The 21069-nt window shown below is 74.6% G+C and carries 15 protein-coding genes and 1 pseudogene; 13 read left to right on the forward strand and 3 right to left on the reverse strand.

Features of this window, described 5'->3' with window-relative positions; all coding sequences use genetic code 11:
- Positions 1-26 precede the first annotated feature (26 nt).
- The gene (serC, locus tag ACH414_RS15330) at positions 27-1145 is read right to left on the reverse strand and encodes a phosphoserine transaminase (RefSeq protein ID WP_382532868.1); all 1119 of its coding nucleotides are present in this window, start codon (positions 1143-1145) and stop codon (positions 27-29) included.
- A 51-nt stretch (positions 1146-1196) separates the two neighbouring features.
- Here serC and ACH414_RS15335 point away from each other — a divergent pair, with 51 nt between their 5' ends.
- Positions 1197-4043 (forward strand): FAD-binding and (Fe-S)-binding domain-containing protein, encoded by a 2847-nt coding sequence (locus tag ACH414_RS15335; protein WP_398942090.1) that lies wholly within the window; start codon positions 1197-1199, stop codon positions 4041-4043.
- 25 nt (positions 4044-4068) lie between these two features.
- Here the strand turns inward: ACH414_RS15335 and ACH414_RS15340 are convergent, their stop codons facing one another.
- On the reverse strand, positions 4069-4968 hold the full coding sequence (locus tag ACH414_RS15340) for a LysR family transcriptional regulator (RefSeq protein ID WP_398942092.1): 900 nt from the start codon (positions 4966-4968) through the stop codon (positions 4069-4071).
- 180 nt (positions 4969-5148) lie between these two features.
- On the opposite strand from ACH414_RS15340, the gene ACH414_RS15345 reads away from it, so the two are divergent.
- Complete coding sequence (locus ACH414_RS15345; protein WP_391769404.1) at positions 5149-6075, forward strand: DMT family transporter; 927 nt, start codon at positions 5149-5151, stop codon at positions 6073-6075.
- A gap of 62 nt (positions 6076-6137) precedes the next feature.
- Positions 6138-6320, forward strand: a complete 183-nt coding sequence (locus ACH414_RS15350) for a DUF1272 domain-containing protein (RefSeq protein ID WP_382532861.1) — start codon at positions 6138-6140, stop codon at positions 6318-6320.
- Here the strand turns inward: ACH414_RS15350 and ACH414_RS15355 are convergent.
- Complete coding sequence (locus ACH414_RS15355; RefSeq protein ID WP_398942095.1) at positions 6317-7435, reverse strand: hypothetical protein; 1119 nt, start codon at positions 7433-7435, stop codon at positions 6317-6319. The genes ACH414_RS15350 and ACH414_RS15355 overlap by 4 nt on opposite strands.
- A 243-nt stretch (positions 7436-7678) precedes the next feature.
- Between ACH414_RS15355 and ACH414_RS15360 the strand changes: the two are divergent.
- The 10 genes and pseudogenes from ACH414_RS15360 to ACH414_RS15405 form a co-directional block, all read left to right on the forward strand.
- Positions 7679-8470: pseudogene (locus ACH414_RS15360) on the forward strand (TIGR03084 family metal-binding protein); the annotation flags it as partial.
- Between the two features lie 143 nt (positions 8471-8613).
- Positions 8614-10383, forward strand: coding sequence for an acyclic terpene utilization AtuA family protein (locus ACH414_RS15365; RefSeq protein ID WP_398942097.1), 1770 nt, complete (start codon positions 8614-8616; stop codon positions 10381-10383).
- Positions 10380-11978 carry an acyl-CoA carboxylase subunit beta gene (locus tag ACH414_RS15370; RefSeq protein ID WP_398942099.1) on the forward strand — a complete coding sequence of 533 codons (1599 nt, stop codon included), beginning with the start codon at positions 10380-10382 and terminating at the stop codon, positions 11976-11978. The genes ACH414_RS15365 and ACH414_RS15370 overlap by 4 nt, the downstream gene beginning before the upstream one ends.
- A gap of 8 nt (positions 11979-11986) precedes the next feature.
- Positions 11987-13945 (forward strand): biotin carboxylase N-terminal domain-containing protein, encoded by a 1959-nt coding sequence (locus tag ACH414_RS15375; protein WP_398942101.1) that lies wholly within the window; start codon positions 11987-11989, stop codon positions 13943-13945.
- On the forward strand, positions 13942-15078 hold the full coding sequence (locus ACH414_RS15380; protein ID WP_382532851.1) for an acyl-CoA dehydrogenase family protein: 1137 nt from the start codon (positions 13942-13944) through the stop codon (positions 15076-15078). The genes ACH414_RS15375 and ACH414_RS15380 overlap by 4 nt, the downstream gene beginning before the upstream one ends.
- Positions 15079-15198: 120 nt before the next feature.
- A complete protein-coding gene (locus ACH414_RS15385) occupies positions 15199-16776 on the forward strand; it encodes a 4-coumarate--CoA ligase family protein (RefSeq protein ID WP_398942103.1) in 1578 nt (525 codons plus the stop codon).
- Positions 16773-17495 (forward strand): enoyl-CoA hydratase family protein, encoded by a 723-nt coding sequence (locus ACH414_RS15390; RefSeq protein WP_382532847.1) that lies wholly within the window; start codon positions 16773-16775, stop codon positions 17493-17495. The genes ACH414_RS15385 and ACH414_RS15390 overlap by 4 nt, the downstream gene beginning before the upstream one ends.
- Positions 17483-18061, forward strand: coding sequence for a TetR/AcrR family transcriptional regulator (locus ACH414_RS15395; RefSeq protein ID WP_382532845.1), 579 nt, complete (start codon positions 17483-17485; stop codon positions 18059-18061). The genes ACH414_RS15390 and ACH414_RS15395 overlap by 13 nt, the downstream gene beginning before the upstream one ends.
- A 97-nt stretch (positions 18062-18158) precedes the next feature.
- A complete protein-coding gene (locus ACH414_RS15400) occupies positions 18159-18566 on the forward strand; it encodes a hypothetical protein (protein WP_398942105.1) in 408 nt (135 codons plus the stop codon).
- Between the two features lie 4 nt (positions 18567-18570).
- A complete protein-coding gene (locus ACH414_RS15405) occupies positions 18571-20922 on the forward strand; it encodes a caspase family protein (RefSeq protein WP_398942107.1) in 2352 nt (783 codons plus the stop codon).
- Positions 20923-21069 lie beyond the last annotated feature (147 nt).

Consider the following 21069-nt stretch of genomic DNA (forward strand, 5'->3'; position numbering starts at 1 on the left):
GGGCCCTCGTACCGTTCCGACCGGCGTTACAGCTTCTCGATCACGTAGTCGATGCAGGCCGTCAGGGCCCGCACGTCCGCCGGGTCGATCGCCGGGAACATCGCGATGCGCAGCTGGTTGCGGCCCAGCTTGCGGTACGGCTCGGTGTCGACGATGCCGTTGGCGCGCAGCACCTTGGCGACGGCCGCCGCGTCGATCTCGTCCGCGAAGTCGATCGTGCCGATGACCTGCGAGCGCTTCGCCGGGTCGGTGACGAACGGGGTCGCGTACTTCGACTCCTCGGCCCAGCCGTACAGCGCCTGCGAGGACTCCTTCGTCCGGGCCACGGCCCAGTCCAGACCGCCCTGGCCGTTGATCCACTTCAGCTGCTCGTTGAGCAGGAAGAGGGTCGCCAGCGCCGGGGTGTTGTACGTCTGGTTCTTCAGCGAGTTGTCGATCGCCGTCGGCAGGCTGAAGAACTCGGGGATGTGACGGCCCGAGGCGTGGATGCGCTGGGCGCGCTCGAGCGCGGCCGGGGAGAAGGCCGCCAGCCACAGACCGCCGTCGGCGGCGAAGGACTTCTGCGGGGCGAAGTAGTAGACGTCGGTCTCGGCGATGTCGACGGGCAGACCGCCGGCGCCGGAGGTCGCGTCGACCAGGACGAGCGCACCCTCGTCGGCGCCCGCCACCCGCTTCAGCGGGGCGGCGACACCGGTGGAGGTCTCGTTGTGGGTGTAGGCGTAGACGTCGACGCCCGCCTCGGCCACCGGCTCCGGGTGGGTGCCCGGGTCGGAGGAGATCACGGTCGGCTCGGCCAGCCAGGGGGCCAGCTTCGCGGCCTTCGCGAACTTGGAGGAGAACTCGCCGAAGGTGAGGTGCTGCGACTTGTTCTCGATCAGACCGTGGGTCGCGATGTCCCAGAAGGCGGTCGATCCGCCGTTGCCCAGGATCACCTCGTAGCCCTCGGGCAGCGAGAACAGGTCACTGATGCCGGTACGCACCTCGCCGACCAGGTTCTTGACCCGGGCCTGGCGGTGGGACGTGCCGAGGTAGGAGGTGCCGGTGGCGGCCAGGGCGTCCAGCGCCTCCGTACGCACCTTGGAGGGGCCCGCGCCGAAACGGCCATCGGCGGGCTTGATGTCAGCGGGAATCTGGATATCGGCCACGAGGCGGAGCGTATCGGGTCGGCGGAGACGAGGTTGAGGCATGTCCGCCCGATGAGACGAGGACTGAGACATTCTGTAGTCGTGGGATCACACGAACGCGCGAGGGCGGAACTGGCGGACGCCCTGCGCGCTGCGGTGGCGGGCGACGTCGACTTCTCGACCACCGCACGCGCCCTGACCTCGATGGACGCCTCGAACTACCGGCGCGTCCCGCTCGGCGTGGTCGCCCCGCGGGACGCCGACGACGTGGCGGCGGCGCTCGACGTCTGCCGGACCCACGGGGTGCCGGTCGTCCCCCGGGGCGGGGGCACCTCCATCGCCGGACAGGCCACCGGAACGGGTGTCGTGCTCGACCTCACCCGGCATCTGCGCGCGGTCGTCTCCCTCGACCCCGAGGCGCGCACCGCCGTCGTCCAGCCCGGCCTCGTCCTCGACCGGCTGCGGGAGGCCGCCCGCCCGCACGGCCTGACCTTCGGCCCCGACCCGTCCACGCACAGCCGCTGCACGCTCGGCGGAATGATCGGCAACAACGCGTGCGGCTCGCACTCGGTGGCCTGGGGGACGACCGCCGACAACGTCCGCGGCCTCGACGTCGTGACGTACGGGGGCGAACGGCTGCGCCTGGGCAGGGACGGGCAGGGCGCGCCGGCCGGACTGCGCGAACTGGTCGGCCGCAACCTGGCGCTGCTGCGCACCGGTTACCCGGCCGGGCTGCCCCGCCGGATCTCCGGCTACGCCCTGGACGCGCTGCTGCCGGAGCGCGGGACGGACGTGGCCCGCTTCTTCTGCGGCAGCGAGGGCACGCTGGGCGTGGTGACGGAGGCGGAGGTCCGGTTGGTCCCGCTCCCGGCGGAACCGGCCCTGGTGGTGCTCGGCTACCCGGACGAGAGCGCGGCGGCCGACGCCGCGGCGGGGCTTCTCGCACACCGTCCGCTGACCGTGGAGGGGATGGCCGCCGACCTCGTGCGCGGCGGGGGCGAGGGGCTGCCGCGGGGCGGGGCCTGGCTGTTCGTGGAGGTCGACGGGGCCGGGGCCGCCGCCGCCCTCGCCCGCTCCGCGGACGCCCTGGACGCGCTGGTGGTCACGGACCCGGCCGGGCAGCGGGCGCTCTGGCGGATCCGGGAGGACGCGGCGGGGACCGCGACCCGGATGCCGGACGGGGGAGAGGCCTGGCCCGGCTGGGAGGACTGCGCGGTGCCGCCGGCGCGGCTCGGGGCGTATCTGCGCGAATTCCGCTCGCTGCTGAAGGAATTCGGGCTCCGGGGCACCCCGTACGGGCACTTCGGCGACGGCTGCGTCCATGTGCGCATCGACTTCGACCTGTACACGGACGAGGGGGTGCGGCACTTCCGCCGCTTCTCGGAGGCGGCGGCCGAGCTGGTGGTCGCGCACGGCGGCTCCCTGTCGGGCGAGCACGGCGACGGCAAGGCCCGGGCCGAGCTGCTGTCGCGGATGTACGGGGAGGAGCTCGTCGGCCTGTTCGGGGCCGTGAAGGACCTGTGGGACCCGGCGGGCGGGCTCAACCCGGGCATGCTGGTCAGGCCGGAGCCGCTGGACACGGGGCTGCGCTTCCGGGGGCTTCCCGTCGTCGGCCTGGGCCGCGAGGTCGCCCGCTGCGTGGGCGTGGCCAAGTGCCGTACCGAAGGCCCGAGTTCCGGGCCGTCGGTGATGTGCCCCTCGTACCGTGCGACGGGCGAGGAGCAGCACTCCACGCGCGGCCGGGCCCGGCTGCTCCACGAGATGGCGCTCGGCGAGGTCATCACGGACGGGCCGCGCTCGGAGGAGGTCCGCGAGGCGCTCGACCTGTGCCTGTCCTGCAAGGGCTGTCGCAGCGACTGCCCGGCGGGCGTCGACATGGCCGCGTACAAGTCCCGCTTCCTGGAAGCCCATTACGCGGGGCGCCCCTGGGCGCGCCCCCGCTCCCACTGGACGATGGGGGGCCTGCCGCGCCTCCTCGACCACTTCGGGCCCGCCCTGAACGCGGCGATGCGCCTGCCGTTCGCGGCCCGGCTCGCGGGCGTCACACCGGAGCGGCCCATGCCGAGGGTGGCGGGGCGGTCCTTCACGTCCTGGTTCGGCGAGCGCGCCTCGGACCGGCCCCCGGCGCTGACCCTCTGGCCCGACACCTTCACGGACCACCTCTCCCCGCAGGTCGGCCGCGCGGCCGTCCGCGTCCTGGAGGCCGCGGGACTGGGCGTCACGCTGCCGCCCGGCCGGGTCTGCTGCGGGCTGACGTACGTGTCGGCGGGACGGCTGGAGGCGGCGCGGAAGGTGATGCGCAGGACGCTGGACGTGATGGTGGGCGCGGGCCCGGGCGACGCGGCCCGCACCCCCGCCCCGGGGGCCGTGCCCCTGGCCGCCCCCGCCCCGGAAGGCGCGGCCCTCGCCTCCCTGGGCCCGGTGGTCGTCCTGGAACCCTCCTGCGCCGCCGCCCTCCGCTCCGACCTGCCCGAACTCCTCCCGGACGACCCGCGGGCCGCGCTCCTCGCCTCCTCCGTCCGCACCTTCGCCGAGGCCCTGGGGGAGCTCGCCCCCGACTGGGCGCCGCCCCGGGCCGCCCGCCCCGTCACCGGCCAGACCCACTGCCACCAGCACGCGGTCCTGGGCGACGCGGCGGACCGGGCGCTGCGCCGCCGGGCGGGCCTGGAGGGGGAACTGGCGGGCGGCTGCTGCGGCCTCGCCGGGAACTTCGGCTTCGAGCCCGGCCACGAGCGGGTCTCCGCCGCCTGCGCCGAGGACCAGCTGTTGCCCGCCCTGCGCGCGGCCCCGCCGCACGCGGTCGTCCTCGCCGACGGATTCTCCTGCCGCACCCAGATCGCCCACATGTCCCCGGGCCACCGGGCCCGGCACCTGGCGGAGGTCCTCGCCGAGGCGCTGGAGGACCCCGCGGAGGGGTGACGGATCGACGGTCGCCCGGACGCTTTCAGCCCTCCCGGGCGATCTCCCGCGCCAGCTCCACCAGGGCGCCCACCGCCGGATGCCGGTCGGCGTCCCGCCAGGCCAGCAGGACCGGGACCGGTGGGGCGTCGGTCAGGGGGCGGTAGGCGACGCCCGGGTGCGGGTGCAGGGTCGCCGTCGAGGCGGAGGTGACGCCGATGCCGCGGGCGGCGGCGATCGTGGTGAGCCAGTCGTCGGTGTTGGCGACGGTCACGGTCGTGCGGGGGCGGGCGGCGGCCGGCCAGAGGTCGAGGGTGGTCGTGCCCGAGACCGGGTTCAGGATCGCGGTCTCGGCCGCCAGCTCCGCCAGGGTCAGCGTCGGGCGGGCGGCCAGCGGGCTGTCCGCCGGGACCGCCGCCACCCGGTCCTCGGTGAGCAGCTCCTCGGTCGCCAGGCCCGGGATCTCCACCGGCCCCCGCAGCAGCGCCGCGTCCACCTCGCCGCGCAGCAGTCCGGCCGTGCGGTCGTCGACCCGGAGGAGTTCGAGCGGGGTCTCGGGGTGCGCCGTCTGCCAGCGGCGCAGCAGCGGCGTCGTGTACGGGCCGAAGGCCGACCAGGCGTGGCCCAGGCGCAGGGGGCGCCGGCGGAGCAGCTCCGGGTCGACGGCCGCGTCGAAGGCGGTGACGGCCGCCGCGGCCCGGTCGTGGAAGGCCCGCCCCTCGGGAGTGAGGGCGAGGTGGTGGGTGGAGCGGTCCACCAGCCGGGCGCCGAGTTGCCGCTCCAGGGCGGCGAGGGTGCGGGAGACGGCCGGCTGGGTGAGGTGGAGGCGGGCGGCGGCACGGGTGAGGGTGCCTTCCTCCGCGATGGCGAGGAAGCAGCGCAGGTGGCGGAGCTCAAGGGGGGACCGGCTCATGCGTGCGGAGCATAACCGCAGCCCGATCGGCATTTCACGCGGCGCGCGGCGGCTCGTAGCGTGAGGAGTGGAGCCTGGGGGTCCGGTCCATTACTCTGGACTGGTTGGTTCAGAGTAATGGACTCGTGATCGTCTGCAAGGAGCGCGCCGGTGGACAGCCCGGTCAAGGACACAGCCGCACCCACCGCCGGCCCGGCGGTCACCGGAGCGCCCGTGCCCGCGCACGTGCCCGCCCCCGCGACCGGCCCCGCCCCCGCCCCCGCCCCCGCGCCCGTTCCCGGGGCCCGGGCCTCCCGGCTCGGGCCGGTCGCCCTCGTCGTCGCCGGCGGGCTCTCCGTGCAGTTCGGCTCCGCCGTCGCCGTGCTGCTCATGCCGCGCGCCGGCGCCCTCGGCGTCGTCACCCTGCGGCTCGTGCTCGCCGCGGCCGTCCTGCTGGTCGTCTGCCGGCCCCGCGTCCGCGGCTACAGCCGCGCCGACTGGGGCACCGTCCTCGCCTTCGGCGCCGCGATGTCCGGCATGAACATCCTGTTCTACCTGGCCGTCGACCGGATCCCGCTCGGTGCCGCCGTCACCCTGGAAGTGCTCGGCCCGCTCGCCCTCTCCGTCGTCGCCTCCCGCCACCTGGCCAACCTGCTCTGGGCCGGTCTGGCCCTCGCCGGAGTGGTCCTGCTCAGCGGCGGCGGCTTCGACCGGCTCGACCCGGCCGGCGCCGCCTTCGCCCTCGCCGCGGGCGCGATGTGGGCCGGCTACATCGTCTTCAGCGCCCGCACCGGCCGCCGCTTCCCGCAGGCCGACGGGCTCGCGCTCGCCATGGGCGTCGGCGCGGTCATCAGCCTGCCCTTCGGCATCGTCGAGGCCGGCGACCGGCTCCTCGTACCGTCGACCATCGGACTCGGCCTGGCCGTCGCCCTGATGTCCTCGGTGCTCCCGTACACCCTCGAACTGCTCGCCCTGCGCCGCCTCCCGGCCCCCACCTTCGCGATCCTCATGAGTCTGGAACCGGCCATCGCCGCCACCGCGGGCTTCCTCGTCCTGCACCAGGCCCTCGGCGCGACGGACGCCCTCGCCATCGCCCTCGTCATCGCCGCGAGCATGGGCGCGGTGCGGACCCAGGCGAAGAGGTCGGCCACGGCGGCCTGATTTTGTTGATCTTTGGCCCGCGGACGGTTTCCCGGCCCGCGGGCCTTCCGCAGGATGGGGGCATGGCACTGGACATGCGCGAGATCTGCGAACGCTGCGAGACGACCCCCCTGACCCCCGACGGCCCCGCCCGCATCTGCTCCTACGAGTGCAGCTTCTGCGTGCCCTGCGCCGACGAGATGCAGGACGTCTGTCCCAACTGCGGCGGGGAACTGGTGCCCAGGCCCCGCCGCGTCACCGCCTAGCCGCGCCTGCGCCGGGCACGGGCGAGCAGGACGCCCGCGCCGGTCAGGGCCGCCGCCGTCCCGGCGAGGGCGCCGAGCGGGCCGGAGCCCGTGTCCGCCAGCGCGCCGCCGCCCGACTGGGTGGCCGGAGCGGGGGCGGGGGCGGCGGTCGAAGCGGTCGGGGTCGGGGTCGGGGTCGGGGCAGGCTTCGGCGGTGTCCCGGTCGGCGTGGGCGTGGGCTTGGGTGTGGGCGTGGGCGTCGGGGCCGTCGCCTTCGGGACCCTGAGCACCAGCTCCGCCTCGTCGTTCGCCTGCACCGGGTCGAGCGGGTCGGCCGACATCAGCCCCGCGGAGCCGCGGTAGGTGGTGCCCGCCGCCTTCTCCGGGAAGTTCCAGGTGAACGTGAACGAGACGCTCTCGCCCGGCGCGAGCGGTTCGTACGTCTCGCAGACGGCCGTGCCGGGGTCCCACCAGCAGCGCTTGTCGTCGGTCGTCGGCAGGTACTTCCAGCCGGTGGAGAACCGGGCGACGGCGGCCTTGACCGTACCGGGCCCGTGGTTGGTGATCACGAGGTCCACGGGCACGTCCCGGCCCACGCGCACGCCGCCCGAGGGGGCCTTCCACGTGATGCCCAGATCGGGGCCCGTGCCCACCTTCACCGCCGCCGACGCGGTGTTGTTCTCGGGCTTGGCGTCGACCGCGTCGCCGATGTCGGTCGTCGCCGTGAACGTCAGCTCCGTACCGACGGCCACCCCCTCGCCGACCTTGACCGTCAACTGCTCCCAGACGTGCCGGTGCGGGGCGTCCAGGGAACGGCAGGTCACCGAGCGCCCGCCGGGCGACGGAAGGCACCTGGTGTACTCGAGGTCGCCGGGCTCGGGCCTGAGGTACGTGACGCCGGGCGGCAGGCTGATCGTGCTCGCCAGCTTCGGCACCGTCCCGGCGACGACGTCCGTCACCAGGCTCAGCTGCAGCGTGCGCCCCGGCGCCAGGTCCTTGGGCTCCGCGCGGAGCGTCGTCACCGCGTCGACGGGCGCCGGGTCCGCTGCGTACGCGGGGGCGGTGGCGAGCGCGCCGAGGGTGCCGAGGAGCAGCGCCGCCGCCCCGGCGTCCACGAGCGCACGTTCGAACCGCATGGGAGTGCTCCTGTCTGGCCGAATACCGGGTGTGCACCGTTGGACGACCCGGCGGGGTGAAGGGTTGTAGCCACCCGGGGACGTTTCCGGGGCCTCGCCGTTCCGGGCGCAAAAATCATGCAAGCGTGCTTGATTGTTTCCAGGGGTCCTGCCATGCTCCTCCGCAACACGCACGCCCGTCCACAGGCCCGTGCACCCACCCGTGCACCCGCCCGTGACCGCCGTCCCCGAGGGGAGCGCTCCGTGTCCGACCCTGTCACCGTCCTCGACGACCTGCGTGCCGAGAGCGAGGAAGTCGACTCCCTGGTGGGGGAGTTGGATGCCGAAGGGTGGGCCGCGCCGACGCCCGCGCCCCGCTGGACGGTCGCCCACCAGATCGCCCACCTCGCCTGGACCGACCGGGCCGCGCTGCTCGCCGCCACCGACCCGGACGCCTTCGCCGCCGAGTCGGCGAAGGCGCTGGCCGCGCCCGACGCCTTCGTCGACGAGGGCGCCGAGGAGGGCGCGGCCCTGCCTCCCGCCGTGCTCCTCGCCCGCTGGCGGGAGGGCCGCGAACAGCTCCACCGCGTCCTGCGCGAGGCCCCGCCCGGCACCCGGTTCCCCTGGTACGGGCCCGCCATGAGCGCCAACTCCCTCGCCACCGCCCGGCTCATGGAGACCTGGGCGCACGGCCAGGACGTCGCCGACGCCCTCGGGGTCGTCCGCGCCCCCACGGCGCGGCTGCGGCACGTGGCCTGGATCGGTCTGCGCGCCCGCGACTACGCCTACCTGGCCCGGGGCCTCACCCCACCCGCCGAGCCCTTCCGCCTCGAACTCACCGCTCCCCAGGGCGAGCTGTGGACGTACGGCCCCGAGAACGCGCGCCAGGTGGTCCGCGGGCCCGCCCTGGACTTCTGCCTGGTGGTCACGCAGCGGGTCCATGTCGCCGATACGGCCCTCGTTGCACTCGGAGAGGAAGCAGAGCGGTGGCTCACCCTCGCCCAGGCCTTCGCGGGCCCGGCGGGCCAGGGCCGCCCGCCCAAGGCCGCCGGGGCGGGGCGGGCGGAGGGCGTTGAGGGGGCGGAAGGGGCGGAACGGGTGGAAGGGGTGTTCCGCTCCGAGGGGAACGATCCCTCCGGAGGTGACTCCGGGGGGCACGATCCCTCCGAGGGGAGCGATGGCTCCGAGGCGGCCGGCCGATGAGGACCCTCCGTATCGGCAACGCCTCCGGCTTCTACGGCGACCGCTTCGACGCCCTCCGCGAGATGCTCACCGGCGGCGACCCCGCCACCGGCCCCGACTCCCCCTCCGGCCCCGGCTCCCCCTCCGCCCCCGGGCCCGCCCCCGGCTCCCACCGCGGCCTCGACGTGCTCACCGGGGACTACCTCGCCGAGCTGACCATGCTCATCCTCGGGCGCGACCTCCTCAAGGACCCCTCCACCGGCTACGCCAAGACCTTCCTGCGCCAGATGGAGGAGGGGCTCGGGCTCGCGCACGAGCGCGGGGTGCGGATCGTCGCCAACGCCGGCGGGCTCAACCCGGCCGGGCTCGCCGACGCCCTGCGCGCCCTGGCCGACCGGGTCGGCGTCCCGGCCCGGATCGCCCATGTCGAGGGCGACCGGCTGCCGGCCCCGGACGGCGTGCTCGCCGCCAACGCCTATCTCGGCGGCGCCGGCATCGCCGCCTGCCTCAAGGCGGGCGCCGACGTCGTCGTCACCGGCCGGGTCACCGACGCCGCCCTGGTCAGCGGGCCCGCGCAGTGGTTCTTCGGCTGGGGGCCCGAGGAGTACGACCGGCTCGCGGGCGCCGTCGTCGCCGGGCACGTCCTGGAGTGCGGCACCCAGGCCACCGGAGGCAACTACTCCTTCTTCACCGCCCACGACCCCAAGGTCCTGCGCCGCCCGGGCTTTCCGCTCGCGGAGATCCACGAGGACGGCACCGCGGTCGTCACCAAGCACCCCGGCACCGGCGGCGTCGTCGACACCGGGACCGTCACCGCGCAGCTGCTGTACGAGACGGCCGGCGCGCGCTACGCGGGGCCCGACGTCACCGCGCGGCTCGACACCGTGCGGCTCACGCAGGACGGCCCCGACCGGGTCAGGATCGACGGCGTACGGGGCGAGGCGCCGCCACCGACCCTGAAGGCGGGGCTCTGCCGGCTGGGCGGCTTCCGCAACGAGGTCGTCTTCGTCCTGACGGGCCTCGACATCGAGGCCAAGGCGGAGCTCGTCCGCGACCAGGTCGAGGACGCCCTCGGGCGCGGACCGAAGTCCCGCCCCGAGCAGGTCCGTTGGGAGCTGTCCCGTACCGATCGCGAGGATGCCGGCACCGAGGAGACCGCGAGCGCCCTGCTGCGGCTCGTCGTCCGGGACCGGGACCCCGAGGCCGTCGGGCGGGCCCTGTCCGGCGCGGCGATCGAGCTGGCCCTGGCGAGCTACCCCGGCTTCCACGTCACCGCCCCGCCCGGGAAGGGCGCCCCCTACGGGGTCTTCGAGACGGCGTACGTGCCCGTCGGCGAGGTCCCGCACACGGCGGTGCTGCCCGACGGGACCCGCGTCGCCGTCCCCGTACCGCCGGACAGCCGCGTCCTCGAACCCGTACCGGAGCCGCCGCTGCCCGCCCCGCTGCCGCCGGGGCCCACCCGGCGGGCGCCGCTCGGCCGGATCGCGGGAGCCCGCAGCGGCGACAAGGGCGGGGACGCCAACGTCGGGGTGTGGGTCCAGGGCGACCCGGCCTGGCGCTGGCTCGCGCACTCGCTCACCGTCGACCTCTTCCGGCAGTTGCTTCCCGAGACGAAGGAACTGCCGGTCGAGCGGCACCTGCTGCCCGGTCTCCGGGCCGTCAACTTCACCGTGACCGGGCTGCTCGGCGAGGGCGTCGCCTCGCAGGCCCGGTTCGACCCGCAGGCCAAGGGACTCGGCGAATGGCTCCGCTCCCGGCACGTGGACCTACCGGAGGAACTCCTGTGACCGTCCTCGCCTCCGCCCTCGACACCGGCGGACCCGACTACGCGCGCCACCGCTCCGCGATGCTGGAGAAGCTCGCCGCGCTCGACGCCGACCACGCCAAGGCGTGCGCGGGCGGCGGCGAGAAGTACACCGAACGGCACCGCGGGCGCGGAAAGCTGCTCGCCCGTGAGCGGATCGAGCTGCTCGTCGACCGGGACACCCCGTTCCTCGAGCTGTCCCCGCTCGCCGCCTGGGGCAGCGACTACCCGGTGGGCGCCTCGCTCGTCACCGGCATCGGTCTCGTCGAGGGCGTCGAGTGCCTGATCACCGCCAACGACCCGACCGTGCGCGGCGGCGCTTCCAACCCCTGGACGCTGAAGAAGGCGCTGCGGGCCAACGAGATCGCGTTCGCCAACCGGCTCCCGGTCATCTCGCTCGTCGAGTCCGGCGGCGCGGACCTGCCCTCGCAGAAGGAGATCTTCATCCCCGGCGGCGCGCTCTTCCGCGACCTCACCCGGCTGTCCGCCGCCGGCATCCCCACCGTGGCGGTCGTCTTCGGCAACTCGACGGCCGGCGGGGCGTACGTGCCCGGCATGTCCGACCACACCGTGATGATCAAGGAGCGTTCCAAGGTCTTCCTCGGCGGGCCGCCGCTGGTGAAGATGGCGACCGGCGAGGAGAGCGACGACGAGTCGCTCGGCGGGGCGGAGATGCACGCCCGGGTCTCCGGCCTCGCCGACCACTACGCCGTCGACGAGGCCGACGCCCTGCGCCAGGCCCGCCGGATCGTCGCCCGCCTCAACCACCGCAGGGCGCACCCCGAGCCGTCGCCGGCTCTGCCGCCGAAGTACGACGAGGAGGAGCTCCTCGGGATCGTCCCCGGTGATCTGAAGACCCCCTTCGACCCGCGCGAGGTGATCGCCCGGATCGTCGACGGTTCCGACTTCGACGAGTTCAAGCCGCTGTACGGGCCGAGCCTGGTGACGGGCTGGGCCCAGCTGCACGGCTATCCGGTCGGCGTCCTCGCCAACGCGCAGGGCGTGCTGTTCAGCGCCGAGTCGCAGAAGGCGGCGCAGTTCATCCAGCTGGCCAACCAGCGGGACGTCCCGTTGCTGTTCCTGCACAACACCACCGGCTACATGGTCGGCAAGGAGTACGAGCAGGGCGGCATCATCAAACACGGCGCCATGATGATCAACGCGGTGGCCAACTCGAAGGTCCCGCACCTGTCCGTCCTCATGGGTGCGTCGTACGGCGCCGGGCACTACGGCATGTGCGGCCGGGCCTACGACCCCCGCTTCCTCTTCGCCTGGCCGAGCGCCAAGTCGGCCGTGATGGGCCCGCAGCAGCTCGCGGGCGTGCTGTCGATCGTGGCGCGCGCCTCGGCGGAGGCGAAGGGGCAGCCGTACGACGAGGAGCAGGACGCCGGCATGCGGGCGTTCGTCGAGGCGCAGATCGAGGCGGAGTCGCTGCCCCTGTTCCTCTCGGGGCGGCTCTACGACGACGGCGTCATCGACCCGCGCGACACCCGCACCGTGCTCGGGCTCTGCCTGTCCGCGATCCACAACGCACCGGTCGAGGGCGCGCGCGGCGGCTTCGGCGTCTTCCGAATGTGAGGCCTCTGGTGATTTCGACTGTCCTTGTGGCGAACCGGGGCGAGATCGCCTGCCGGGTCTTCCGCACCTGCCGCGAGCTGGGCATCGCGACCGTCGCGGTGTACTCCGACGCGGACGCCGGCGCCCTGCACGTACGGGAGGCCGACGTGGCCGTGCGGCTGCCGGGGGCGACGCCCGCGGAGACGTATCTGCGCGGTGACCTCGTGGTGAAGGCGGCGCTCGCGGCGGGCGCGGACGCGATCCACCCCGGCTATGGGTTCCTCTCCGAGAGGAAGGAATTCGCGGAGGCGGTGACCGAGGCCGGCCTCGTGTGGATCGGCCCCCCGCCGGCCGCCATCGAGGCGATGGCCTCCAAGACCCGTGCGAAGGAGCTCCTCGGCATCCCGCCGCTCGCGGCCCGTGACGTCACCGAGGCCGACCTGCCCGTCCTGGTGAAGGCGGCGGCGGGCGGCGGCGGCCGCGGTATGCGCGTCGTACGGGAACTGCACGCGCTGCCGGCCGCGTTGGCGGCCGCGTCGGCGGAGGCGCTGAGCGCGTTCGGCGACGGCGAGGTGTTCGTCGAGCCGTACGTCGAGGACGGCCGGCACGTCGAGGTGCAGATCCTCGCCGACACCCACGGCACGGTGTGGACGCTCGGCACCCGCGACTGCTCCCTCCAGCGCCGGCACCAGAAGGTCGTCGAGGAGGCCCCGGCCCCCGACCTCCCGGCGGAGCTGCTCGACTCCCTGTACGCGGCCGCCGCCTCCGCCGCGAGGTCCGTCGGCTACACGGGCGCCGGCACGGTCGAGTTCCTGGTCGCCGGCGGCCCCCACGTTGCCGGCTCCGCTCGGGCGGGCGGGACCCCCGTCGCGCACTTCCTGGAGATGAACACCCGCCTCCAGGTCGAGCACCCGGTCACCGAGGAGATCCACGGCATCGACCTGGTCGCCCTCCAGCTCGCCGTCGCCGAGGGGGCCGCCCTCCCGCCCGAGCCCCCGGCCCCCCGCGGCCACGCCGTCGAGGCCCGCCTCTACGCCGAGGACCCGGCGGGCGGCTGGACTCCGCAGACGGGCCTGCTGCACGCCTTCGACGTGCCGACCGGGCCCGGTCTGCGGGTCGACACCGGCTACGCGTCCGGCGACACCGTCGGCGTCCACTACGACGCCATGCTCGCCAAGGTCGTCGCCCACGCCCCCACCCGCGCCGAGGCCATCCGCAAGCTCGCCCACGCCCTGGAGCGGGCCCGCCTGCACGGCCCCGCCACCAACCGCGACCTGCTGGTGGCCTCCCTGCGCCACCCGGACTTCACCGACCCGGACCGGCTCGGCACCGGCTTCTACGAGCGGCACCTGCCCGCCCTGACCGAGCCGCCCGCCGGGGAGGAGCAGGCCGCCGTGGCCGCCGCGCTCGCCGCGGCGGCCACGGGCCGCAGCCGCTTCGGCGGGGGCTGGCGCAACGTCCGCTCGCAGGACGAGCTCCGCACGTACGCGGGGCACGGCACCCACGAGGTCCGCTACCGCCCCACCCGCGACGGCGGCCACGAGGTGACCGCCCCGCCCGGGATCCGCGCGGTGTCCGTCGCACCCGACCGGGTGAGCCTCGAAGTCGACGCGGTGGTACGCCACTTCGACGTCGCCCGGTACGGCGACACGGTCTTCGTCGGCCGCCACCGCCTCACCGCCGCCCCCCGCTTCCCCGACCCGCGCGAACAGACCGCCCCCGGCTCCCTGCTCGCGCCCATGCCCGGCAGTGTCGTCCGCGTCGCCGAGGGCCTGGCCGTCGGCGACCGGGTCGAGGCGGGGCAGCCCCTGCTCTGGCTGGAGGCCATGAAGATGGAACACCGGGTCGTCGCACCCGCCTCCGGCACGCTCACCGCGCTCCACGCCGCCCCCGGCCGCCAGGTCGAGGTCGGTGCCCTGCTCGCCGTCGTACGGCCCGCGGAAACGGCCGACGTACCGACCGAAGCACAGGAGGAAGACTCCCTATGAGCAGCAGCCTGATCGAGTCCCCGGAACACACCGCGCTCCGCGCCGCCGTCTCCGCCCTCGGCCACCGCCACGGCCCCGGCTTCGACCGGGCGGCCCTGTGGGCCGAGGCGGGCAAGCTCGGCTACCTGGGGGTGAACCTGCCCGAGGAGTACGGCGGCGGGGGCGGCGGCATGGCCGAGCTGTCCATCGTCCTGGAGGAGGCGGGCGCGGCCGGCGCCCCGCTGCTGATGATGGTGGTCTCGCCCGCCATCTGCGGCACGGTGATCGCCCGCTTCGGCACCGAGCAGCAGAAGCGCGCCTGGCTCCCCGGCCTGGCCGACGGCAGCCGCACCATGGCCTTCGGCATCACCGAGCCCGACGCCGGCTCCAACTCCCACCGCATCACCACCACCGCCACCCGCACCGAGGACGGCTGGGTCCTCAACGGGCGCAAGGTCTTCGTCTCGGGCGTCGACATCGCCGACGCGACCCTCATCGTGGGCCGGACCTCCGACGCCCGCACCGGCAACCTGAAGCCCTGTCTGTTCGTCGTCCCGCGCGACACCCCGGGCTTCGGCCGCCGGCAGATCGAGATGGAACTGGCCGCGGAGGAGAAGCAGTTCGAGCTCACCCTCGACGACGTGCACCTGCCCGCCGAGGCCCTCGTCGGCGACGAGGACGCGGGCCTGCTCCAGCTCTTCGCCGGGCTCAACCCCGAGCGGATCATGACCGCGGCCTTCGCGATCGGCATGGGCCGCCACGCCCTCGCGCGGGCGGTGACGTACGCCAAGGAGCGCCAGGTCTGGAAGACGCCGATCGGCGCCCACCAGGCCATCGCCCACCCCCTCGCGCAGGCCCACATCGAGCTGGAACTGGCCGGACTCATGATGCGCAAGGCCGCGGCGCTGTACGACGCGGGCGACGACATGGGCGCGGGCGAGGCCGCCAACATGGCCAAGTACGCGGCCGCCGAAGCCTGCGTACGGGCGGTCGACCAGGCCGTCCACACCCTCGGCGGCAACGGGCTCACCAAGGAGTTCGGCCTCGCCCGCCTGGTCACGGCCGCGCGGGTGGCCCGGATCGCCCCGGTCAGCCGCGAGATGATCCTCAACTTCGTGTCCCACCAGTCCCTGGGCCTCCCCAAGTCGTACTGATCCGGGCCATCCTGATCACCCCGTTCGCCACCGCCCCGTCGCCACCGTCCCGTTCGCCACCGCCCCGTCGCCACCGTCCCGTTCGCCACCGTCCACCCACCGATCAGGGGGCACGCACGCATGGTGTTTCACAGCGAGTTCGCGGATGTTCCGACCGTCTCCCTCCCCATCCACGACGCCGTGCTCGGCAGGGCCGCCGAGTTCGGCGAGCTGCCCGCGCTCGTCGACGGCACGGACGGGACGGGGAAGTCGGCACTCACGTACGGCCAGGTCGACGTCTTCCACCGGAGGATCGCCGCCGGGCTCGCGGAGGCGGGGGTGCGCAAGGGGGACGTGCTCGCGCTCTACAGCCCGAACACCGTGTTCTTCCCGGTCGCCTTCTACGCCGCCACCCGGGCCGGGGCGGCCGTCACCACCGTGCACCCGCTGGCCACGCCCGAGGAGTTCGCCAAGCAGCTGCGGGACTCCGCCGCGCGGTGGATCGTCACCGTGTCGCCGCTGCTCGCGACGGCCCGGGAGGCGGCCCGGCTGGCCGGCGGGGTCGAGGAGGTCTTCGTCTGCGACACCGCCGGGGAGTGCCGCTCGCTGCAGGAGTTCCTCGGCTCCACGGCGCCCGAGCCCGTCGTCGACGTCGACCCGGAGACCGACCTCGCGGCCCTGCCGTACTCCTCCGGCACCACCGGGATACCCAAGGGCGTGATGCTGACCCACGCCTCCATCGCCACCAACCTCGCCCAGCTCGAACCGCTGATGCCGCTGGGGCCGGGCCGGCGGATCCTGGCCGTCCTGCCCTTCTTCCACGTCTACGGGCTCACCGCCCTGATGAACGCCCCGCTGCAGCGCGGCGCCACCGTCGTCGTCCTGCCCCGCTTCGAGCTCGACGGCTTCCTCGCCGCCGTCGAGAAGCACCGCATCGACACCCTGTACGTGGCCCCGCCGATCGTCCTCGCCCTCGCCAAGCACCCGGCGGTCGCCGCCTACGACCTGTCCTCGCTGCGTACGATCATCTCCTCCGCCGCCCCGCTGGACGCGGCCCTCGCCGACGCCTGCTCGGCCCGGCTCGGGCTGCCGCCGGTCCGCCAGGGATACGGCATGACGGAGATGTCCCCGGTCACCCACCTCGTTCCGAGTGCCGCCGGAAACCCACCGCCCGGCACCGTCGGCAAGCTGCTGCCGTCCACCGAGATGCGGCTCATCGCCCTCGACGACCCCACGCGGGACGCGGGGCCCGGCGAGGAGGGCGAGATCGCCTTCCGCGGCCCCCAGGTCATGAAGGGCTACCTGGGCCGGCCCGATGCCACCGCCGCCATGATCGACGCCGACGGCTGGCTCCACACCGGAGACGTGGGGCGCGTCGACGAGGACGGCTGGCTGTTCGTCGTCGACCGGGTCAAGGAGCTCATCAAGTACAAGGGCTTCCAGGTCGCCCCGGCCGAACTGGAGGCCCTGCTGCTCACCCACCACGGCATCGCCGACGCGGCCGTCATCGGGGTGCCCGACGAGGACGGCAGCGAGATCCCCAAGGCCTTCGTGGTGCGCCAGCCCGCGGCGAGCGAGCTGACCGGGGAGGAGGTGGCCGCGTTCGTCGCCGAGCGGGTGGCCCCGTACAAGAAGATCCGGCGCGTGGAGTTCATCGAGACCGTGCCGAGGGCAGCGTCGGGGAAGATCCTCCGCAGAGAGTTGAGGGACCGCACATGAGCCTGATTTCCGTCTCCGTCGACCGTGGCGTCACCACCCTCGCCCTGGACTCCCCGGCCACGCGCAACGCGCTCTCGGCCCCGCTCGTCACCGAGCTCGCCGACGCCCTGAGCACCTGCGGCAAGGACCCGTCGGTCCGGGCCGTGGTGCTCACCCACACCGGCGCCACCTTCAGCGCGGGCGCCGACCTGAAGGCCCCGCCCGGGCCGTACGCCTTCGTCGACCTGCTGCGACAGATAGTGGAGCTCCCCAAGCCGGTCGTCGGCCTCGTCGACGGCCACGCCCGCGCGGGCGGCCTCGGCCTGCTGGGCGCGTGCGACATCGTGGTGGCCTCGGGGGCCGCGGACTTCGCGCTGACGGAGGTACGGATCGGGGTCGCGCCCGCCGTCATCTCGCTGACGCTGCTCCCCAAGGCGGAGCAGCGCGCGGCGGCCCGCTACTACCTCACCGGCGAGCGCTTCGGGGTCGCGGAGGCGCGCGCCATGGGCCTGGTGACGGCGCCCGCCGCCGAGCTCGACGGCATCCTCGACGGACTGCGCGCCGCCTCGCCGCAGGGGCTGCGCGCCGCGAAGCGGCTGGTCACGGCTAGAGTCCTGGAAACCTTCGAGCGGGACGCGGAGGAGCTGGTCCAGTTGTCCGCGTCGCTGTTCGCCTCGGCCGAGGCACGCGAAGGGATGACGGCCTTCCTCGAACGACGGGACCCAGCATGGCGGCTCTGACCGGCCCGAAGCAGGACAGGAGCCGCGCCACCCGGCAGCGGCTCCTGGAGGCCGCGGTGTCCTGCCTCGCCGAACACGGCTGGGCGGGCTCCACCGTCGCCGTCGTCGCCGAACGCGCGGGCGTCTCGCGCGGCGCCGCCCAGCACCACTTCCCGACCCGCGAGGACCTGTTCACCGCGGCGGTCGAGTACGTCGCGGAGGAACGCTCCCAGGCCCTGCGGGAGCTGCCCGCCGTCGGCCGGCAGGAGGCCGTCGCGGCCCTCGTCGACCTCTTCACCGGCCCCCTCTTCCGCGCCGCCCTGCACCTGTGGGTGGCCGCGTCCGACGAGGAGCAGCTGCGCGCCCGCGTCACCGAACTGGAGGCCCGCGTGGGGCGCGAGTCGCACCGTATCGCCGTCGAACTCCTCGGTGCCGACGAGTCCCGCCCCGGCGTCCGCGAATCCGTCCAGGGCCTCCTCGACATGGCCCGCGGGCTGGGCCTCGCCACCCTGCTCACCGATGACCGGGCGCGCCGCGAGCGCGTGGTCGCGCAGTGGGCGCGGCTGCTGGACGACGCCCTCGGGTGAGGGACCCCGGTCGGGTGAACCCGCTGTCCTCCGCGGTCACTTGGCGTCAGACTGTGGGCGGAAGTCCGGCGACGACTCACGGTCCAGCGGGGGACGCATGCACGACAGGGACGTACGGCTGGTCATCACGCCCGACCCGGAGTTCGGCCCGGAGGCGGCCGAACGCCTGACCCGCCGGCTGCGCGCCGAGATCGCCGCCCTCGACGTCGGGTCGGTCCGCTCCGAACCCGGCGGCCCCGCCCCCGACGGCGCGAAGAGCGGCGACGTGGTCACCCTGGGGGCGCTCGTGGTCGCGCTGAGCGCGTCCGGCGGCGTGTTCACGGCCCTGATCGACACCGTACGGGACTGGCTCGGCCGCTCCTCCGCGCGGCACCGGGTCTCGGTGACCATCGGCGGCGACACCATCGAGCTGGAGCGGGCCACGGACGCGGAACGGAGCGCGCTCGTCGAGGCGTACGTCCGCCGCCACACGGCGCCCCCCGCCGACCGGCCCGCGGACGAGTAGGGCCATGGGCCGGCGGCTGGCGCTCCTGATCGCCACGTACGCGTACGAGGACACCGGACTGCGGCGGCTGACCGCGCCGGCACACGACGCGGAGGCGCTCGCCGCGGTGCTCGCGGACCCGGAGATCGCGGGCTTCGACGTCACCGTCCTCGTCAACGAACCGCACTACCGGGTCGGCGAGGCCATCGCCGACTTCTACCGGGACCGGCGGCGCGACGACCTCACCCTGCTGTACTTCACCGGCCACGGCCTGAAGGACGACGAGGGCCGTCTGTACCTGGCGATGGCCGACACCCGCCGCGACAGCCTGATGTTCACCGCGCTCTCCGCCGAGCAGATCGACCAGGCCGTCGAGGGGTGCGTCTCGGGCCGGAAGGTGCTGATCCTCGACTGCTGCTACAGCGGCGCGTTCCCGGCCGGCCGGCTCACCAAGGCCGACCCCGCGGTGCACACCCTCGAACGTTTCCAGGGCAGCGGCCGGACGGTCCTGACGGCGTCGGACGCGACCCAGTACTCCTTCGAGGGCGACCGGGCGAGGGCCGACGGCGAGCCGGTCCGGTCGGTGTTCACCCACTACCTGGTGCAGGGCCTGCGCGACGGCAGCGCGGACCTCGACGGGGACGGCGACATCACCCTCGACGAGCTCTACGACTACGTCCACGACCGGGTCGTCGAGGAGGTCCCGCAGCAGCGGCCCAAGAAGAAGGACGACGTCGTGGGGCGCACGGTCATCGCCCGCAACGTCAACTGGGCGCTGCCCGGCCATCTGCGCGGCGCACTCGACAGCCCGATCGCGGCCGACCGGCTCCGGGCCCTGGACGGGCTGGCCCGTCTGCACCGCATCGGCAACGAGTTCGTGCGCGAGTCCGTCCTCGGGGACGTCCGCCGCCTCGCCGACGACGACAGCAAGCTCGTGTCGGCGGCGGCCACGGGGCTGCTGCGGGGGCTCTCGGGGGAGCGGGAGGAGGGGGAGCAGGGGCAGCGGCAGGAGCAGGAGCAGGAGCAGGAGAGAGAGCGAGAGCGAGAACGAGAGCGGGAAGAGCGACAGGAGTCGCCGGACTCCGCGCCCGACCCATCGCCGGGCCCCGCGCCGGAGCAGGACCCCGACCCGTCGCCGGGCCCCGCCCTCGACCCCTCGCCGGACCCCGCGCCCGAGCCGGACCTCGCGCCCGAGCCGGGCCCCGTACCCCCGGGCATCCCCCGCCGCCGCGCGAGGCTTCTCGCCGCCGTGGTCGCCCTCCTCGTGCTGGCGGCGGCCGTCGTCGTGGTCCTCGTGACGACGCGGGACAAGGGCGACACCACGGACGGGGGCCCGGACGGCGGGTCGGCGTCCGGCAAGGGGGCCGCCGTGGTCGGGCTCAGCCTGCGCAGGACCCTGCCCGACGCCGGCACCTGGGTGAACTTCACCGCCGACGGCAAGGCCCTCGTCGCCGCCACCGGCCAGACCACGCGGCTGCTGGACCCGGCCACCGGCAAGACCACCGCCAAGCGCACCGAGGGCTACCCGGAGCTGGCCGCCCCGGACGGCAGGACCCTGGTCCTCGTGGAGGTCGACAGCAAGGCCGCCGACATCTCCGTGAAGCTGCTGGACGTCGCCACCGGTGCCACCCGCGTCCTCCCCGCCCATCCCAAGGGGAGGGTCGCCATGGCGTTCAGCCCCGACGGCAGGACCCTCGCGACCGCGAGCACCGCCGCCCTGGGGGAGACGTACGCCAACCCGGTCCGCCTGTGGGACGTCGCCACTGGGAGGAACGTCGCGGATCTCACCGGCCACACCAACGGCGTCCAGGACATGGCGTTCAGCCCCGACGGCAGGACCCTCGCCACCGGTGTCGTCGGCGACCGCGGCGGGGTGTGGCTGTGGGACGTGGGCGACCGGGAGCACACCGCCACCCTGGCCTCGGGCCTCCTCCTGGCGTTCAGCCCGGACGGCGGGAGGCTCGCCGCGAGCGGCTGGGACAAGGAGCCGGCGGAGCTGTGGGACCTCGGGACCAGGAAGCCGCTCGCCACCTTCGACCGCGGGGAGCCGCTGGCGTTCGCCCCGGACGGGAGGACGCTCGCCGTCGCGGGGGTCTCCGGGGCGCTGGAGCTGTGGAGCGTCGCCGCCGGGGCGCCCACCACCCTCGACGCCGCCATCCCCGGGATGGACCTGGTGGAGTTCGGTCCGGACGGCACGACCGCCGCCCTCGTCGACCGGCAGGGCCCGGCGCGGCTGCGGAACCTGGCCGACGGCAGGACCGTGGACATCCCCGCCGAGGGGATCCAGAGCGTCTCGTTCAGCCCGGACGGCCGGACCCTCGCCACCGCGGGGAAGGACCGGACGGTGCGCCTCTGGGAGCTGCGCACCGGGCAGTGACGCAGGCCACAGCCGCCCCGGCGTCCCCGCAGTACGCTGGTCGCATGCTTTCGCTCGTACGTCGCCGCCACGTGGACTTCCTCCGCGTCGCGAGCATGGGCTGTCCGGGTCGTCCCTGACCCCACGCCCCACTCATCGCCCGGTACG

The organism is Streptomyces sp. NPDC020422, from assembly GCF_044386705.1.
Taxonomy (GTDB): Bacteria; Actinomycetota; Actinomycetes; order Streptomycetales; family Streptomycetaceae; genus Streptomyces.

Bases quoted from the DNA above. Each gene is read 5' to 3' on its own strand.
- ACH414_RS15335 (WP_398942090.1), top strand. From the start codon at position 1,197: ATGAGACGAGGACTGAGACATTCTGTAGTCGTGGGATCACACGAACGC.
- ACH414_RS15340 (WP_398942092.1), bottom strand. From the start codon at position 4,968: ATGCCGATCGGGCTGCGGTTATGCTCCGCACGCATGAGCCGGTCCCCC.
- ACH414_RS15350 (WP_382532861.1), top strand. From the start codon at position 6,138: ATGGCACTGGACATGCGCGAGATCTGCGAACGCTGCGAGACGACCCCC.
- ACH414_RS15355 (WP_398942095.1), bottom strand. From the start codon at position 7,435: ATGCGGTTCGAACGTGCGCTCGTGGACGCCGGGGCGGCGGCGCTGCTC.
- ACH414_RS15365 (WP_398942097.1), top strand. From the start codon at position 8,614: ATGAGGACCCTCCGTATCGGCAACGCCTCCGGCTTCTACGGCGACCGC.
- ACH414_RS15380 (WP_382532851.1), top strand. From the start codon at position 13,942: ATGAGCAGCAGCCTGATCGAGTCCCCGGAACACACCGCGCTCCGCGCC.
- ACH414_RS15385 (WP_398942103.1), top strand. From the start codon at position 15,199: ATGGTGTTTCACAGCGAGTTCGCGGATGTTCCGACCGTCTCCCTCCCC.
- ACH414_RS15390 (WP_382532847.1), top strand. From the start codon at position 16,773: ATGAGCCTGATTTCCGTCTCCGTCGACCGTGGCGTCACCACCCTCGCC.
- ACH414_RS15395 (WP_382532845.1), top strand. From the start codon at position 17,483: ATGGCGGCTCTGACCGGCCCGAAGCAGGACAGGAGCCGCGCCACCCGG.
- ACH414_RS15400 (WP_398942105.1), top strand. From the start codon at position 18,159: ATGCACGACAGGGACGTACGGCTGGTCATCACGCCCGACCCGGAGTTC.
- ACH414_RS15405 (WP_398942107.1), top strand. From the start codon at position 18,571: ATGGGCCGGCGGCTGGCGCTCCTGATCGCCACGTACGCGTACGAGGAC.